This window comes from Enterocloster lavalensis (assembly GCF_046603895.1).
Taxonomy (GTDB): Bacteria; Bacillota; Clostridia; order Lachnospirales; family Lachnospiraceae; genus Enterocloster; species Enterocloster lavalensis.
The window spans coordinates 1,200,991-1,216,746 of record NZ_CP176637.1 but is presented as its reverse complement, the minus strand read 5'-3'; the positions used below and the strand labels follow the sequence as shown (position 1 = coordinate 1,216,746).

Sequence of the window (15,756 nt, the reverse complement as noted above, 5' to 3'; positions counted from 1 at the left end):
CGGATGAGGAGACAGATGACAGCGATTGAGACAGTACGGGAGTTCTGCCGGGTGTGGTTTGAGGAGCGGGACTGGAAAAAGACGGTGGAATATCTGACGGAGGACGTCACCTTTGTGGGGACTGGGGAGCACGAATCCGCCAGAGGAAAAGAGGCGATGGCCGCGTATCTCCGGGAGGATATTCTGGAGATTCCGGAGCCCTTTGGCCTGGATTTCACCGTGATTCACCAGCAGCCGATCCGGGAGGACGTCGTCAGCCTTTCCTTTGAGATTGTGCTGAAGAATACGGTATATATGTGGCGGCTTCGGTGTTTCTTTACCCTGGTTAAAGAGGCGGAGGGCGTGTGGGAGATCGCCAGCCTGCATTTTGCGGAGCCTGGCAACAGCCAGCAGGGAGACGAGCACTATCCCCAGACGCTGGTGATCCAAAACACGGTCCGCCAGCGCCAGGAGCTGCTGAACGATTCGCTGCCCGGAGGTATGATGGGCGGCTACATAGAGGATGGCTTTCCCTTCTATTTTATCAACCGCCAGATGCTGTGCTACCTGGGGTATGAGACCGAGGCGGAATTTATCGACGATATCGACGGTATGATTACCAACTGCATGCATCCGGACGACCGCGCAGTGGTGGACCGGGAGGTGGCCGACCAGCTGGAGGCGTCCGGAGAGTATGTGGTGGAATACCGGATGAAGAAAAAGGACGGCACCTATATCTGGGTGCACGATGTGGGCAGAAGCATGACGGCCGAGGACGGCCGGGCGGCCATCGCCTCGGTCTGCACCGACATCACGGCCCAAAAGCGCGCCCAGGAGGAAGTGCTGAACCTGTACAACAACATCCCCGGGGCGGTATTCCGTTGCCGTTTTGACGCCGACTTTTCCGTGATCGACGCCAACGACGGCCTCTTTGAATTTCTGGGCTATTCCAGGGAGGAGTTTGCGGCCCTGGGGAACCGGATGTCCGCGGTGATTTTTCCGGACGACTTAAAGGTGATGGCCGACATCCTGAACCGGCAGCTGGAAACGAGCAATACGATCCACAATGAAAACCGCCTGATCTGCAAGGACGGGACCATGCGCTGGGTCTCCGTCAAGGCCCAGTTGTTCCGGGAGACGAACGGGGAAGAATTTTTCTATTGCGTGTTTGTGGATATCACGGATGAAAAGCTGCTCCAGACGCGGGAGAGGGAACTATATGAGCAGGAATTGTCCTATTTTGCGGAGCTGTCCTCAACCGGGGGCAGCACTCAGGGGCGACTCAATCTGACCCGCAACCATGTGGAGAGCTATATGGCCACCGAGGACGTGGCCGTCGCCTCGGTGGGGGACACCTACGACCAGACCATCGAGAATCTGGCCGCCTCGGCCATCGACCCGGTCTGCGGGGAGAAGATCCGCGCCAGCTTAAACCGCGGGAAGGTGCTGGCGGATTACGCCGCCGGAAAGACAGATTTTCATATGGACTTCCTGCGCAGGCGCAACGGCGGCGGAGCGTTTTGGGGAAGCACCAGTTTCCGCCTGTGCTTAAATCCTGAGAACAACGACATTATCACCTTCTTCTACACCTTTGACATCACCGAGCAGAAGCTGCGGGAGCAGCTGCTCATGCAGATCGCGGCGCTGGATTACGATGTGATCACGGAGATCAACATCCCCGAGGGGACCCACCGCCTGATTTCCTACGATGAACAGATCAAGGACACCATTGTGCGGGAGGGAGTGTTCCAGGAAGAGATCCGCCGCATCGCGGACCGCTTTATGGACGACCCTGTAAAGCAGGAATTTCTTGCCCATCTGGATTTTGATTATATGCTAAGACAGCTGGAGCACCAGCCGTCCTACACGTTCAGCGTGGAGATGCGCGACAACAACGGCAGCCTGCGGGTCAAGCGGATTCAGGTATTCTACATCAGCCGGGAGCTGAAGCGGGTGTGTATGGCGCGGACCGACGTGACCGACGTGGTCCGCCAGGAGCAGCGCCAGAAGGAGGAGCTGGCCGCCGCGCTGGTGGCTGCGGAGCAGGCCAATGCCGCCAAATCCGACTTCCTCTCCCGCATGAGCCACGAGATCCGCACGCCCATGAACGCGATCATCGGCATGAGCACCATTGCGGCCCAGCACATCGGGGACGACGAGCAGGTGGCGGACTGCATCTCCAAAATCGGCATTTCCTCCCGTTTCCTGCTGTCGCTGATCAACGATATCCTGGATATGAGCCGGATCGAGAGCGGCAAGATGCTGCTGAAAAATGAAAAGATTCCAACCGAGGAGTTCCTGAACGGAATCAACTCCATCTGCTACGCCCAGGCCGCCTCCAAGGGGGTGGACTACGAGTGCATCGCAGACCCGGTGCTGGACGACTACTACGTGGGCGATGCCATGAAGCTGCAGCAGGTGCTCATCAACATTCTCAGCAACGCTATCAAATTTACAGGCGAGGGCGGAAAGGTCACCTTCTCGGCCTCCCAGCGGAAGAAAACGAAAAACGATGCCGTGCTGCGTTTCATTGTAAACGACACCGGCGTGGGCATGAGCGAGGAGTTCATTCCCCACATTTTCGAGCCCTTCTCCCAGGAGTCCACCGGCACCACCGCGGTATACGGCGGGACCGGCCTGGGGCTGGCGATCTCCAAAAATATTGTGGACATGATGGACGGCAGAATCACGGTGCGCTCCATCAAGGGGATCGGCACCGAATTTACCGTGGACGTGAAGCTGGGCATCTCCGAGGAGGAGAAGCACCGCCACAGTCAGAAAAAGCATGATTGCAATTTTTCCCATTTAAAAACCCTTGTGGTGGACGACGACGTAGCGGTCTGCGAGAGCGCGGTGTCGACCCTGCGGGAGATGGGCGTCCAGGCCCAGTGGGTGGACAGCGGCCGCAAGGCGGTGGATTTGGTGGCCGGTTTGAAGGACAACGGCCGGTATTTCGACATGATCCTGGTGGACTGGAAGATGCCGGATATGGACGGCATCGAGACGGCCAGGCGCATCCGCGCCATTGTGGGGCCGGACGTCACCATCATTATCATGACCGCCTACGACTGGCTCTCCATCGAGCACGAGGCCAAGCTGGCGGGCGTCAACCTGCTGATGAGCAAACCCATGTTCAAATCCTCCCTGGTATCGGCCTTCACCAGGGCACTGGGGGAGAAGGAGGAGCGGCAGCAGCCCGTAAATGTGGAGTATAATTTCGCCGGAAAACGGATTCTGCTGGTGGAGGACAATCAGATCAACACCGAGGTGGCGGCCCTGCTCCTGCGGGACAAGGGTTTTGAGGTGGATACCGCGGAGAACGGGCTGCGTGCCCTGGAGCGGTTCAGCAAATCCGACCCCGGCTATTACGACGCCATCCTCATGGACATCCGCATGCCTCTGATGGACGGCCTCACGGCGGCCAACAACATCCGGCATCTGAGTAACGCGGACGCGCACACGGTGCCGATCATCGCCATGACGGCCAACGCCTTTGACGACGATATCGAGAAGAGTAAGGCTGCGGGGATGAACGCCCATCTGGCAAAACCCGTGGACCCACAGCGGCTGTACCAGCTGCTGTATGATTTTGTGTTCGGCAAGGAAGACTGAAGGCGCGCTCCGTTGCAACGGGCGGCGAAGGAGGGGACGGGATGAAGTCTGGCGATGAGTTTTACCGTCTGATATACGAATATTATGAGGCCAGAATACGCTGCGGTTTTTATGTCCGCGGAGACCGGCTTCCGTCGATCCAAAAAATATGCGGAATCTTCCGAATGGCGCCGGCTACGGTGAGAGCGGGGCTGAGGATTTTGGAAAAAAATGGTTATATTAAAATGGACGCCCGAAGGGCCGCTTTGGTGGTCTACGAGGCGGAATCCGCCGATTTCCGTCGGAACGCGGCCGCCTATTTTGTGCCGCGCAGGGAGGGAATCCGGGACCTGATACAGGCCCAAAAGCTGTTGATCGAACCGCTGTGGCAGGCCGGTCTGCGCTGCTGGAGCAAAGCGGAGTGGGAGGTGCTGCTGCAGGGACTCTCCGATCCCGGACCCGGGGCGGTGTCCATGCCGGTGCAGCTGTACATGTTCGCCCTGAAAGCTTTGAACAACGGCCTGATCATAAACTGCTACTGGGAAGTGATCCGCTACATCCGTTACCCGTATCTGACCAACCGGGAGGAGCGGCAGCGGCCGGCTCTGAACCTGCCGGGCACATCCAGGGATGAAATTATCGATCTGCTGCGGCGGGAATTGGAGCGGATCACCGCCGTCGCCGCGGGGCAGCTGTACGCATTTATGGAGCAGGCGGCCGCAGAATATCATATGGAGAATGTAAAGCCCGTGCATTTTCAATGCAATATTTACAGCCGGAGGCCTCAGCTGCGCTATACCCTGGCATCCCGCCTGATCCGGGAGATGCTCGATCAGACCTATCCTGCGGGCAGTTATCTGCCCTCCCTGCCTCAGCTGGCGGGGACCTACGGGGTTGGGGTGAACACGGTGCGGCGGACGCTGGAGCTTTTAAACCGCCTGGGCCTGGTCCGCTCCCGCCACGGAAAGGGAACCCTGGTCTGCGAGCAGCCGGGGGAAATGGATCTGGAGAGCCCGGAGATTCGGGATGGCTTCAGGCTGTACCGGGAAAGCCTGCAGTTTCTGGCGCTCACCATCCGCCCGGTCGCCCTGTGCGCCCTGGAGAGCGCGGCGCCGGAGGCGGCAGCGGAGTTAAAGCGGCGCCTGTCCTGTTTAAAGGGGGAAGAGCGCTGTCTCTGCCTTGAGCGGATACTGGATTTTATTGTAGTTCAATGTCCCTCCATGTTTGTCCGGGAGTGCTATGGCATGGTCCGGCAGCTTGCCGCCTGGGGCTATCCACTGGAATTGCAGCGGCGGAAAAACGGCGCTGGCAGCGGTGCCGGAGGCGGCCTCCATAACAGCCTTGACAACGGCCTGGGCCCGGGCAGAGGTTCTGATCCCGGCCCTGGCAGAGGCCCCGGCGCTGGCAACGGTTCTGGCCCCGGCCCTGGCAGCGGCCCCAGCCCCGACGGCGTCCCCTCCCCCGCGAAGCTGCTCGCGCAGTGTCTGGAAGAGGGGAGCGCGGAGGGATTTGCGGAGGAATGCGAGCGCTTCCTGCGGCAGGAGGAGGCACGTTGTATCCGGTAAGGCACCACCGGCCGCCACTTTATATCTGAATACCCAAAATAAAACGGAAGCCGAACATCCGGGAATCTGATCTCCCGGAGTCCGCTTCCGTTCTTTTTTGCTGGTTTCTCCCCAATCAGTCTCCGCCGGGGCCGTCGCGCCGCGGTCTGGAGCTCTCGGGAAGGGGTTCCACAGAACCGCAGCCCGATTTCCTGGTCCGGTCGGTATCGCTTGATGTGTCGCGGTTGGTTGCGTTTGTCTCGTCCTTTGCCATCTCTCTCACCTCCGGTGTTAGTATGGGTGGGAAGCGGAAAAATTATGAGTTGGACAAAAACGCGGAGACAGCCCTGAAAAAAGGAGGAGGCCGGTCAGGTGTTCCCTGCCGGCCAGAGTATTATGAAAAAAAGTCTTGTTAGCATTAGCTCTTTACATTTATAAGTATAGAGGGAAATTGTGAGGAGAATTTGATCTTTCTGTAACACTTTTATGAACATAATGTTAGCAGTTTGTGAACCGGCTACCGCAGCAGAGGCATGCTCCCGGTCAGCTTGTTGACCTTCTTCTTGGACCCGCAGATAGCTAGGCCGAAGTAGTTTAACTCGTCCCCGGAAACCTGGGCCATTTTCCCCATAAACTCCCCGTAGGTCTTGCAGCTCTGTGCCAGGTCGGTGAAGTCAACCACGGTCAGGTCCTCAAAGTCTGGCTGGTAAAGCTTTTCACGAATTTCCCGGATCAGGTCGGGATTCCCTTTTAAAATCGGAACCGGGAGCTCCACGATACCCAGGTGTCCGCCGCCTGATTGATCCTCCACGTCGCAGCCCACCACATAGGGCCGTTTCTTCCCCAGGGTGATGCCCAGGATCGCCGCCGTGTTGGCGATGATTCCCGTCGGCAGATTTTCGTCGATTACCATCACGCATTTCTCATTCTGCAAGTCCATTTTGTGTACTCCTTTTCTTCCATTCAAATTTAGATTCCGAAAGCAGCAGACCGGTCAGGGTCAACAGGATTCCCAGGGCGGAGGCCGGTGTCACGGTCTCGCCCAGCACGATCACCGAGGTGACCACCGTGATCACCGGCACCATGTAAATATAGATACTGGTCTTGACCGCGCCAAGTACCCGCACAGCCGTGTTCCAGGTCACAAAGCAGAGGGCGGAGGCCCCGAAGCCCAGGAACAGGATGTTAAATAAATGAACCGGGTTGGAAAAACGGGTCAGGTCCGGGTTGAAGTCAAATAAAAACAGAGTGGGCGCCATAAACAGAAGTCCGTAGAAGAAAATTCTCCTGGTGGCCTGGATGGTGCCGTAGCCGAAACCGCTGATCCTGCGGGTCAGCACGGAATAGCAGGCCCAGATCAGGGCCGCGGCCAGGGCCAGCAGGTCGCCCACAGGGCTTAAGGTGAAGCCGTTCGCGCCGTTGAAGCTGATCAGGCAGATTCCGGCCATAGCCGCGGCGAATCCGGCGAAAAAGTTGGGCCGCAGCCGTTCCTCGCCCCTCATGAACAGGTGGGTCAGCATGGCGGTGAAGAAGGGGGCCACGGAAATGATTACGCCCACGTTGGAGGCCAGGGTGTAGGTGAGAGCGATATTTTCCAGCAGGTAATACATACACACGCCGCAGAGCCCGGCCAGGGCAAAGGTGAGCTCCTGCCGCCGCTCCTTCAGGCGCAATATGCGGGGGCAGGCCAGAATCAGCGCGACGTAGCCCATGACAAAGCGGAAAAACAGGATCTCCACCGGCTTAAAATCCACCAGCAGCAGTTTGGTTGAGATGAATGTGGTTCCCCAAACGAGAATTGTGATCAGGGCCGCCAGATGGCCGGCCGCGGTTTTGCGTTCCATGACAGTTCCTCCTAGTTTGAATGGTCCGGTTTCTCCAGAAAGATTTTCCGGTACACGCCGGGCGCAACTCCGGTGAACATGCTGAAATAGTTGGTAAAATGGCTCTGGTCCGTAAAACCGGTCATGAGCGCGGCCTGGGCCGGGGACGTGCCCTGCTCCAGCAGCTTTTTGGCCTGGTTAATGCGGACATTTTCCAGATAACGGTAGGGGGTGATTCCCCGCTCCTTGGTAAAGGCCCTCAGCAGCGTGGACTTGCTCAGTCCGCAGTGGCGGCAGAGCTGCTCCAGCGTGATCCGCTCGCTGTAGTGTTCGTCCATAAAGGCGCAGGCCTGGCCGATCTCAGCCATGCACTCCGGCATGGGCGCGTCAAAGGGCTGGGCGTAGCGGGTGATCAGGGCGTCCAGCAGAAACAGAAAAATTTCCTCCTTCTCAAATTCTCCGGAACCGCTCATCACCATATTGTGCAGGGTGATCAGGCGGCCGGTCAGCTCCTCGTCCTGCACCAGATTGCTGGTAAATAGCGGCGGAAACGGCGTACCGGTCAGCTCTCTGGTGATCTCGCGCATCGCCGGCTCCGGGATATTGAAGCCGCGGTAATTGAGGGCGGCTCCGGCCAGCTGGGTGCAGGCATGTTTTTCACCCGGATGGAACAGTACCATATCGCCCGGTTTCAGCAGACAGTCCAGGTTCTTGCAGGACAGGGAACGGTCCCCGTTCTCCACCAGACCCACCACATAGTGTTCGTGGAAATGCGGGGGAAAGGACTGGGAAATCTCCTCAAATCGGACGGCCTCAATCTTTAAATCGCTGTCAAAACAGATGGTGCGAAGCTCTTTGTTCATTCTAAAATCCTCCTGACTCGCTCTATTTTAACATGAGATTCCCAGGAAGGCTTGTAAAATATCTTCATAAATGAGTAGGAAATGGCAGGAAATGCGGCGAAACAGCCGCGGCGAAGGAAAAAATGCCCTGAAATTAGGTTGAGCCGGCGAGGCTGACTTCCTGTCAATCCCACCGGCTTGAGGTATGAGATGAATGATGTAAAGCTCTGACTGCTTTTGTTAGATACAATGTTCCGTTGATGAAATCTGTGAATCATTGTTTACAATACATAGTATAGAGAAAATATATGGAGAAAGTTTGTCCGGGTGATTAAAAAAATCTAAACATCTTTACGAAAGTATGATGAAATTGAAAAAATGCGTACAAGGGGGGAATGTGTATGATTTGGCGGCGGCCAACCATAATAATCCTGAAAATGTATTTTCACCTATTGACATATAATATTATATACTGTATAGTATAAGCATATTATATGATGTATAATATAATTCAACAGCCAATATTACAAGAATCAGAATAGGAGAGATCACATGGTATTTAATACAGGATCAGCTCTTTTGGACGCCATCGTGCTGGCAGTTGTCTCCAGGGAGCAGGAAGGGACCTATGGATACAAGATCACCCAGGATGTGCGGCGGGTGATCGACATCTCCGAGTCCACGCTGTATCCGGTGCTCAGGCGGCTCCAGAAGGAGGAGTGCCTGGAGGTCTATGATCTGGCCATCGACGGGAGAAACCGGCGGTATTACAAGATCACGGAGCCGGGGCGGGCGCAGCTTTCGCTGTACCGGGGGGAGTGGAGCGTGTACTCGCAGAAGATATCCCAGATATTTGAGGAGGCGAACATATGACCAGGGATGCGTTTATGAGAGAGCTGGAGTATCTTTTGCAGGATGTCCAGGACGATGAGAAAGAAGAAGCTTTGCAGTATTACAGAGATTATTTTGACGAGGCGGGGCCTGAGAACGAGGAACAGGTGATCCGGGAGTTCGGAAGCCCGGAGCGAGTGGCGGCGATCATCCGCTCCGACCTTGCGGGCAATCTGGAGGAGGGCGGCGCGTTCACGGAGAGCGGATACACGGACGAGCGTTTCCGGGATCCCGGCTACCAGGTGGCCCACCGCTACGATCTGCCGGAGAGCGCCGGAGGGAAAGAGGCCGGGCGGACCGGGGAAACCGGGGAGAGTGGGAAAAAAGCGGAACCGCGGACGTCCAGGCTGTTAAAAATCGTGTTGATCCTGGTGCTGCTGGCGTTAGCGCTCCCGGTGGCCTGGGGAATCGGCCAGGGACTGTGGGGACTTGCCGGGTGCATCCTGGCGCTGTTAATCGTGTTGTTGGTGTTTCTGGGCCTGGTCACAGTGGGTTTCCTCATTGCAGGCGTTATTATGATCCCCTGGGGGATCGTGATGGCCTTCGCAAGCCCCTGGAGCGGCCTGGTGGTATTTGGAAGCGGCCTGGCCCTGGCCGGTCTGGGACTTTTGGGGCTGGCGCTGTCCGTACTGTTTTACGGCCGGTTCGTGCCCTTTGTGATCCGGGGGATCGCGGACTGCCTGAACCGTTTCTTCCACAAGAACAGGAGGGATGAAGTTTGAAAAAGATGATTAAGATCTGTGCGGTGGCAGGTGCTGTCATGCTGGTGGCGGGTATTCTTACTACTTTTGCGGCGGTGAGTTTTGGCGGAGCCCGCCGTCTGGGAAGCGGAGTGAAGAACGCGGTCCACCGCGCCATGAGCTGGGCGGACGACGACTGGGCGGACGATCTGGAGGACCCGGATTACTGGGACGAACTCTGGGAGGATGATTTCTGGAGCGACGAGGCCAGCCACAGCAAAAGGCGCGTCCAGAATCCGCCCGGGGACGGGGCTGGTCAGGAGCCGGGACTTCCGGCCCAGGCCGGGAGCAGCGGCTTGGGATCTGCCGGCGGTGAAACCGGTGAAAATTTTGCAGGAGCCGGCGGTGAGGCTGGCGGGAATGTTGCAGGTCCCAGTGGTGAAAACGCCGGGAATCCCGCAGGCGCTGCCGGAAATCTCCCCGGGAGCCAGGCTCGCAGCGGTCCGGCGGCGATGGAAGAGCGTGAGGACGGCAGTTGGCATGTGACCGGTGTGGCGGAGATGGACATCGAGGTGGACCGCGGTTCCGTGCGTGTAATATCCAGCGCCCAGGCCGAAGACATTTCCGTGCGCATAAAGGACGAGACGGGGAGAGTCCGCTGTTATCTGGACGATGATAAACTGAAAATTGAGCGCGGCGAGTTCAAGAGCAGCCGCAAGGAGGCCAAGATCGAGGTGATCGTGCCGGAAAACTATTACTTTGACAAGGTCGAGGTGGAGGCCGGGGCCGCCGCCTGCGAGATAAACGGTATTGTGACCCGCAAGCTGGAGCTGCAGAGCGGCGTCAGCAGTATGGCGTTCACCGGACGGGTGGACGAGAAGCTGGAAGTGGAGACAGGAGTCGGCGTCACAAGTGTAAAGCTGACGGGCAGCCGGGAAGATTATAACTATAAAATTCAGTGCGGCGCGGGCAGTGTGAATATCGACGGCGACCAATACAGCTCCCTTGGCGTGGAGCGAAAGATTGACAACCGCGCGGCAAGGAGTATGGAACTGGAGTGCGGCGTGGGCACCATTGAGGTGCAGTTTACAGGCAGCCTGTGAGGAAAGGAGCAACTATCATATGGAAGCGAATAAAAGACTTTACCGGTCTAACCGGAATAAAATGATCTGCGGTGTATGCGGCGGCGTGGCGGAGTATTTCAATATAGACCCCACAATCGTGCGCCTGGTATTTGCCATACTGGCATTCTCCTGGAAGGGGCTGCTGATCTACTTCCTGGCGGCGATTATCATTCCGATGGAACCCATGTAGGAAACCGCCAGAAGGGAAACCGCCTGTCCGATCATCATAAAAAGGCCGTGTGTGAGGAATTGAATTGCCTCGCACACGGCCTTTTGTTGTGTCACAGTAAAAATAAACCACCTGCTCTGCAGGTGGAGGGAATATCTTCAGATAAAAGCAACTCCTGTGCTAAACTAGATGTAGGTCTGCAAACCACAAATAAAAAGCACAGGAGGTCCAAAATGGACAATAATAGTTTAGCGCACACAAAATGGGATTGCAAGTATCATCTGGTTTTTGCACCAAAATATCGTAGACAGGTAATCTATAAAGATATCAAGGCAGATGTAGGACAAATCCTTGGGACATTATGCCGAAGAAAAGGAATCGAGATAATCGAGGCACAATGCATGCCAGATCATATTCATATGCTGGTAAGCATTCCACCCAAATATTCAGTATCAGAGGTGGTGGGATATCTCAAAGGAAAAAGTTCACTCATGATATTCGAGAAGCATGCGAACCTAAAGTATAAGTACGGAAACCGTCATTTCTGGTGCCGTGGATATTACGTGGACACAGTAGGAAAGAATACGGCGGCAATAAAGGCATACATCCAAAATCAGATAAAAGAGGACTTGGAATATGACCAGATGTCGTTAGTAGAGTACATAGACCCGTTTACGGGTGAGCCGGTGAAGAAAAACAAGAAGTAAGACTCTTAAGAGTCAGTAGGGAGTCAAAGCAAACCAGCAAGCCCCTTTTGGGGCAAAGCCGGAGTAAGGAAGCACTGAATATGCCCTTTTAAGGGCAGCTGAGAATGTGGTGCAGCTGGCAGACTTTTCAGTGCGCTTTCCGGGCGCAAGCAGGTAACAGCCCCTTATAGGGGCAGAACAAGCCACCGGCTAAGCCGGTGGTCTTGACTGTACAAAATAACCGCGTTTTCCGCAAACCGAACCGCGGGTTTAACGCTCCGCGTTGTAGAGCTTCACCAGCTCCGGCAGCACGTTTTGGGGCTGGTCCACGATGACCAGGTCCGCCAGGTGGTCCTTGTAGTGTTCGCTCTGGTGGATGATGGCCAGGCGCCTGCCCTCGAAATAGTTGATATAATGGCGGTACACCTCGGATTCCAGGGTGGTGCCCAGGAGTAGGAGTAAGTCAGCCTTGGAGACCTCCTCCGTGGTCCGGGTCATCAGCTGGCTGTCCACCTGCTCGCCGAACAGGTTGACCAGGGGGCGGACCGGGATGCCGCAGGTCTCACACAGCGGAACCCGCTTGGCGGACTTGATGTATTCCAGGGGATAGTTCCGTTTGCAGCGCGGGCACTGATTTTCATAAATGCTCCCGTGCAGGTTGATTACGTTCATACAACCGGCCAGCCGGGCCTGATCGTAAATATTGCTGCAAACCACGCAGTTGAGCTTTCCAAGATGTTCCAGAGAGGCCATGGCCGGGCTGGACTGCGTGGCTCTGGGCGCGTGCTCCAGCATTTCCTTTTTGTAAAACTCAAAAAACAGCTCCGGCCGGGTGTTGTAGAAGGCGCTGGAAAATATCTCGTCGGCTGAATAGCCGTAAGCGGTCTCGATCTCGTAGTCCCGCTCCTGCTTTTTGACTCCGATGAAGCCGCCCTCCTCCATCATCCCGGAGCCGCAGAGCGCCACCGTGTAGCTGCTCTCATCCAGAAAACTTTTTAAATAGGAAAGTTTGCTGCACATTCGAATCCCTCCTTCTCTACCGGAATATCGCACAATCGGTTTCCTTCATTATATCATGTCACCAACCGATAGGTTGATGACATGATATACGTTTCCTTAATTATACCATGTTACCGGGAAAAGCACAAAGTGTTTCAGGGCATATCCTATTTATAAAATACTGGAAATACAGGAAAATCGGGCGAAAGCCCCCAGAAAAAGGAGGGGCCGGCAAAGGGGGATTTGCCGGCTGTAGGTATGAAAAGCTTTTTTATTTGAAAAGGCGTCTGCCTTGTACGATTTATAGTATAGAGCTTAAATGTGTCCAAAGTTTGAGCGCAGAATAAAGAAAAAATAAAAAACCTAAAGGATTCTTTAACAACCCCGGAAGAAAACGTAAACGTTCTGAAAAAGGGGTGGAGCCGGGGAAAATGCCCGCCCGGCTCCGGCAGGTCAGGCGTTTTCCCAGTCCGGGCTTGTGGGGCGGATCACGCCGCAGCCGATCTTGTCGCCGGAATTTCCCGAGGGCTGGGTGGTGAAATCATCGGCGCGGGAGTGGATGATCACGGAGCGGTTCAAAATATCGTCGATGGTAAAGCGTTTGTCATAAAAGCTCAGCCAGGCGTAGCCCTGATTGGCCAGAACCGGCGGCATGTCGCCGGCGTGGTCCGGGTGGGGCATGCTGGTGGGATTGTAGTGCTCTCCGGTGTTGGCAAAGTTGTCGGAGCAGTCGCCGAACTGGTGGATGTGCATGGCGTAGAAGTCCGAGGACCCCTCACGGTCCACATTGGGCAGTCCGAAGAACTCTGCCTCCACCAGCACACCGCCGTAGGGGGTGTGGTAAAACTTGACCAGACCGCTGAGCTGGGGGGCCTTGGAATTGCCGGTCACCCAGGCCATGGCCTGGGGACGGTTTTCGGCCAGCAGGTTGGTAAATGCCATTCTGGGCGTGATTTGATTGGTTTGCATGGAAGCCTCCATTTTTCCTGTCACCTTATCATATGCCGCGCCCGGGCATTTGCGTACCTGCCGGAAGAAAAGGAACGGGTCTTACAGCTTTCCGGTGACGGTTTTGGGGATGGTGAAATCTACCGCGCCCATGTAGCCGGGGGCTACGTCGTACTCGTTGAAGGCGATCACCAGCTGGCCGGACTCGTCAAAATAGAAGCTCTCGTCGCCGGTAAGACCCTTGAAATCCGTCTCAGGCATATCGCTGTCCAGGAAATACTGTTTGTTCTCGTCCTCAGCCATCTGGCTGCGCATCTGTTCCTTGATGTTTTCGGAGATTTTGTCCAGCGCATCCGGCCGGTTGGCAAACAGGTCCTTCAAGGAGATCACATTTCCCGTGGCCTTGTCAACCGTAAAAATCTTTACGAACTGAGCGCCGCTGGCCATAATTTCCGTGGTATCGATACGCAGGCACATGTACTTGTCGTTGTCCGTCACCACCTTGTAAGAGCTGTCCAGGGAATAGTGGCCCTCGCCCTGGTCTGCGGCCAGTTCCTTTTCGTACTGGGCGATCAGCTCGTCGGCGTACTCTTCAATGGACTTATTCACCTTGTTCTCCGTATTTCCGTCTATTGTCACCTGGGGAACCTGAATATTGGCCTCAAAATTCTCCTTCTGATCTTCAAAGGTGCGGAAGGTTACCACCTTGGCGATGGAGCCGATTACAGGCAGCTTTTCCATTGCGCTCGCGGTGGTGGGGTTTAAGTTTGCCATCACGGTGATCATTACCATGGCCGCAGCCGCGGTAGCTCCGGTAGATTTCATGATTTTCATATAATTACCTCGTTTCTGTTCTTTTTTTGCCTGGTTGATTCCCTGCATGATCCGCGCGCGCGCCTGGGGCGGCACCGGGATCGACTCATATTCCCGTTTCAGTTCGTCCATAATCTGCTTTTCGTCCTGCTTCATCTCGGTTTCTCCTTTCCCGAAGCTTCGTAGGCGCCGGCCTCCAGGTCCAGCCGCAGCTTCTTTAACGCCCGGTAAAGCCTCGCCTTCACCGTGTTTAGGTTCTCGCCCACAGTCCGGGCCACGTCCTCCAGTTTCATATCTTCAAAGTACCGCAGAATTACCACGGTACGGCTGCGGTCATCCAGCCGTTCCAATACGCCGCGCAGATCCACATCCCCGTAGCTGTCCTCCCAGACGGCTTCGGGCAGGGTGTCCGACAGTTCCTCGCGTTTGCGCTTGCGGATCGTGTCCAGCGCCGTGTTGATGACGATGCGGTACACCCAGGTGGCCAGGTAATCCGGATTCCGGACGGTTTTGCAGTCCCGGATCGCCTTGTAGGCGCTTTCCTGGACGATGTCCAGGGCGTCCTGTTCCTGGCGCGCATAGCTGTAGGCCAGCCGGTAATATGTCTCGTAGTTCTCCAGCAGCAGGCGTTCCACCTCTGTTTCCTGTTTGGAACCCATGTACGTTCCTCCTTTCGCTGTTCTGTATGTTAGACGCCCCGGGAGGCGTGAAAGTTGCATTGAGTACGGATTATTTTTTACTATTTTATCCCATTACAAATAAAACGCAACATTCATTGTTTTTTTTAACGAGAAATGATATATTGGTGGTATTGTGATTGACAAATGAAAATGTACAAGAGGTGAGTACCAGATGACAGAAGAGAACGGGAGAGGAACAAAACCGGCCAAGCCCCCGGTCCACCAGCCGCGGCAGGTCACACCAAAATCCAAGGAGCGCCCTGAGAACCGGGAGAGCCGGTCCAGGAGGTCCAGAGGGCGGCGCATCGCTGTGTTTCCCATCGTGCTGGCCCTGGTGATCGGGCTGGCGGCCGGATTCGGCGCCGGGTATATGAAATGGAAGTGGGAGCGCCCCTACACGGTGGATTTGAAGGCCGTGGAGGTGCCCAAGTGGGTGAAACAGGAATTTATCCGCAAGAACATATTTTCGCGGCCGGACGTGAGCCTGAAGCGGGTCAACAACATTGTGATCCACTATGTGGCAAACCCCGGCACATCGGCTCAGAAAAACCGGGATTATTTCGACGGTCTGGCGGATCAGGATCCGCAGGCGGCGGGAACATCGGCCAGCGCCCACTTTGTGGTGGGACTGGAAGGGGAAGTGATCCAGTGCATCCCGGTCAGCGAGATGGCCTACGCGGCGGCCCCGCGCAACAACGACACCATCTCCATCGAGACCTGTCACCCGGACGAGTCGGGGGCATACAACGAGGCCACCTACGAATCCCTGGTGAAGCTGACCGCGGCCCTGTGCACCCAGCTGAAGCTGGATGAAAATGACCTGATGCGCCATTACGACATCAACGGCAAGGTCTGCCCCAAGTATTTTGTGGACGACGAGGCCGCCTGGAAGCAGTTCAAAAAGGATGTAAAGACAGCCATCAAGGACAAGTCCTGGGTGGAGTGACGTAACGCGGCGGAGCGAACGCGCCGGGATTTGAAATCCCG

At 55.9% G+C, this 15,756-nt stretch carries 16 protein-coding genes; 8 read left to right on the top strand and 8 right to left on the bottom strand.

The window, feature by feature from the left end; translation table 11 throughout:
* Positions 1-3: 3 nt before the first annotated feature.
* Both ACK2JC_RS05375 and ACK2JC_RS05370 read left to right on the top strand, forming a co-directional pair.
* Complete coding sequence (locus ACK2JC_RS05375) at positions 4-3,591, top strand: response regulator (RefSeq protein ID WP_320937857.1); 3,588 nt, start codon at positions 4-6, stop codon at positions 3,589-3,591.
* Positions 3,592-3,632: 41 nt separating this feature from the next.
* Complete coding sequence (locus tag ACK2JC_RS05370) at positions 3,633-5,135, top strand: GntR family transcriptional regulator (RefSeq protein ID WP_320937858.1); 1,503 nt, start codon at positions 3,633-3,635, stop codon at positions 5,133-5,135.
* Between the two features lie 115 nt (positions 5,136-5,250).
* On the opposite strand, the gene ACK2JC_RS05365 is transcribed toward ACK2JC_RS05370, so the two are convergent.
* The 4 genes from ACK2JC_RS05365 to ACK2JC_RS05350 form a co-directional block, all read right to left on the bottom strand.
* Positions 5,251-5,388, bottom strand: a complete 138-nt coding sequence (locus tag ACK2JC_RS05365) for a hypothetical protein (protein WP_007709797.1) — start codon at positions 5,386-5,388, stop codon at positions 5,251-5,253.
* 243 nt (positions 5,389-5,631) lie between these two features.
* Complete coding sequence (locus ACK2JC_RS05360) at positions 5,632-6,054, bottom strand: DUF2000 domain-containing protein (RefSeq protein ID WP_092362318.1); 423 nt, start codon at positions 6,052-6,054, stop codon at positions 5,632-5,634.
* Entirely contained in the window at positions 6,038-6,958 is a 921-nt protein-coding gene (locus ACK2JC_RS05355; RefSeq protein WP_320937859.1) for a DMT family transporter, read from the bottom strand. The genes ACK2JC_RS05360 and ACK2JC_RS05355 overlap by 17 nt, the downstream gene beginning before the upstream one ends.
* A gap of 11 nt (positions 6,959-6,969) precedes the next feature.
* Positions 6,970-7,800 (bottom strand): AraC family transcriptional regulator, encoded by an 831-nt coding sequence (locus ACK2JC_RS05350; RefSeq protein WP_092362322.1) that lies wholly within the window; start codon positions 7,798-7,800, stop codon positions 6,970-6,972.
* Between the two features lie 531 nt (positions 7,801-8,331).
* On the opposite strand from ACK2JC_RS05350, the gene ACK2JC_RS05345 reads away from it, so the two are divergent.
* The 5 genes from ACK2JC_RS05345 to tnpA all read left to right on the top strand — a co-directional run bounded on the left by ACK2JC_RS05345 (position 8,332) and on the right by tnpA (position 11,350).
* Complete coding sequence (locus ACK2JC_RS05345) at positions 8,332-8,652, top strand: PadR family transcriptional regulator (RefSeq protein WP_007709820.1); 321 nt, start codon at positions 8,332-8,334, stop codon at positions 8,650-8,652.
* On the top strand, positions 8,649-9,392 hold the full coding sequence (locus tag ACK2JC_RS05340) for a DUF1700 domain-containing protein (RefSeq protein ID WP_302326735.1): 744 nt from the start codon (positions 8,649-8,651) through the stop codon (positions 9,390-9,392). Before ACK2JC_RS05345 ends, ACK2JC_RS05340 begins: the two co-directional genes overlap by 4 nt.
* A gap of 5 nt (positions 9,393-9,397) precedes the next feature.
* Positions 9,398-10,453 carry a DUF4097 family beta strand repeat-containing protein gene (locus tag ACK2JC_RS05335; RefSeq protein ID WP_411338511.1) on the top strand — a complete coding sequence of 352 codons (1,056 nt, stop codon included), beginning with the start codon at positions 9,398-9,400 and terminating at the stop codon, positions 10,451-10,453.
* A gap of 19 nt (positions 10,454-10,472) precedes the next feature.
* The gene (locus ACK2JC_RS05330; protein ID WP_007709828.1) at positions 10,473-10,664 is read left to right on the top strand and encodes a PspC domain-containing protein; all 192 of its coding nucleotides are present in this window, start codon (positions 10,473-10,475) and stop codon (positions 10,662-10,664) included.
* A gap of 212 nt (positions 10,665-10,876) precedes the next feature.
* A complete protein-coding gene (tnpA, locus tag ACK2JC_RS05325) occupies positions 10,877-11,350 on the top strand; it encodes an IS200/IS605 family transposase (RefSeq protein ID WP_048931400.1) in 474 nt (157 codons plus the stop codon).
* A 249-nt stretch (positions 11,351-11,599) separates the two neighbouring features.
* Here tnpA and ACK2JC_RS05320 read toward each other — a convergent pair whose 3' ends face one another.
* The 4 genes from ACK2JC_RS05320 to ACK2JC_RS05305 all read right to left on the bottom strand — a co-directional run bounded on the left by ACK2JC_RS05320 (position 11,600) and on the right by ACK2JC_RS05305 (position 14,748).
* Positions 11,600-12,349, bottom strand: a complete 750-nt coding sequence (locus ACK2JC_RS05320) for an SIR2 family NAD-dependent protein deacylase (RefSeq protein WP_320937463.1) — start codon at positions 12,347-12,349, stop codon at positions 11,600-11,602.
* A 432-nt stretch (positions 12,350-12,781) separates the two neighbouring features.
* Positions 12,782-13,297 (bottom strand): superoxide dismutase family protein, encoded by a 516-nt coding sequence (locus ACK2JC_RS05315; RefSeq protein ID WP_117777517.1) that lies wholly within the window; start codon positions 13,295-13,297, stop codon positions 12,782-12,784.
* A gap of 81 nt (positions 13,298-13,378) precedes the next feature.
* A complete protein-coding gene (locus tag ACK2JC_RS05310) occupies positions 13,379-14,245 on the bottom strand; it encodes an RsiV family protein (protein WP_320937462.1) in 867 nt (288 codons plus the stop codon).
* Positions 14,242-14,748, bottom strand: a complete 507-nt coding sequence (locus ACK2JC_RS05305) for a sigma-70 family RNA polymerase sigma factor (protein ID WP_320937461.1) — start codon at positions 14,746-14,748, stop codon at positions 14,242-14,244. Before ACK2JC_RS05305 ends, ACK2JC_RS05310 begins: the two co-directional genes overlap by 4 nt.
* Positions 14,749-14,941: 193 nt before the next feature.
* On the opposite strand from ACK2JC_RS05305, the gene ACK2JC_RS05300 reads away from it, so the two are divergent.
* Complete coding sequence (locus ACK2JC_RS05300; RefSeq protein ID WP_092362332.1) at positions 14,942-15,715, top strand: N-acetylmuramoyl-L-alanine amidase family protein; 774 nt, start codon at positions 14,942-14,944, stop codon at positions 15,713-15,715.
* Positions 15,716-15,756 lie beyond the last annotated feature (41 nt).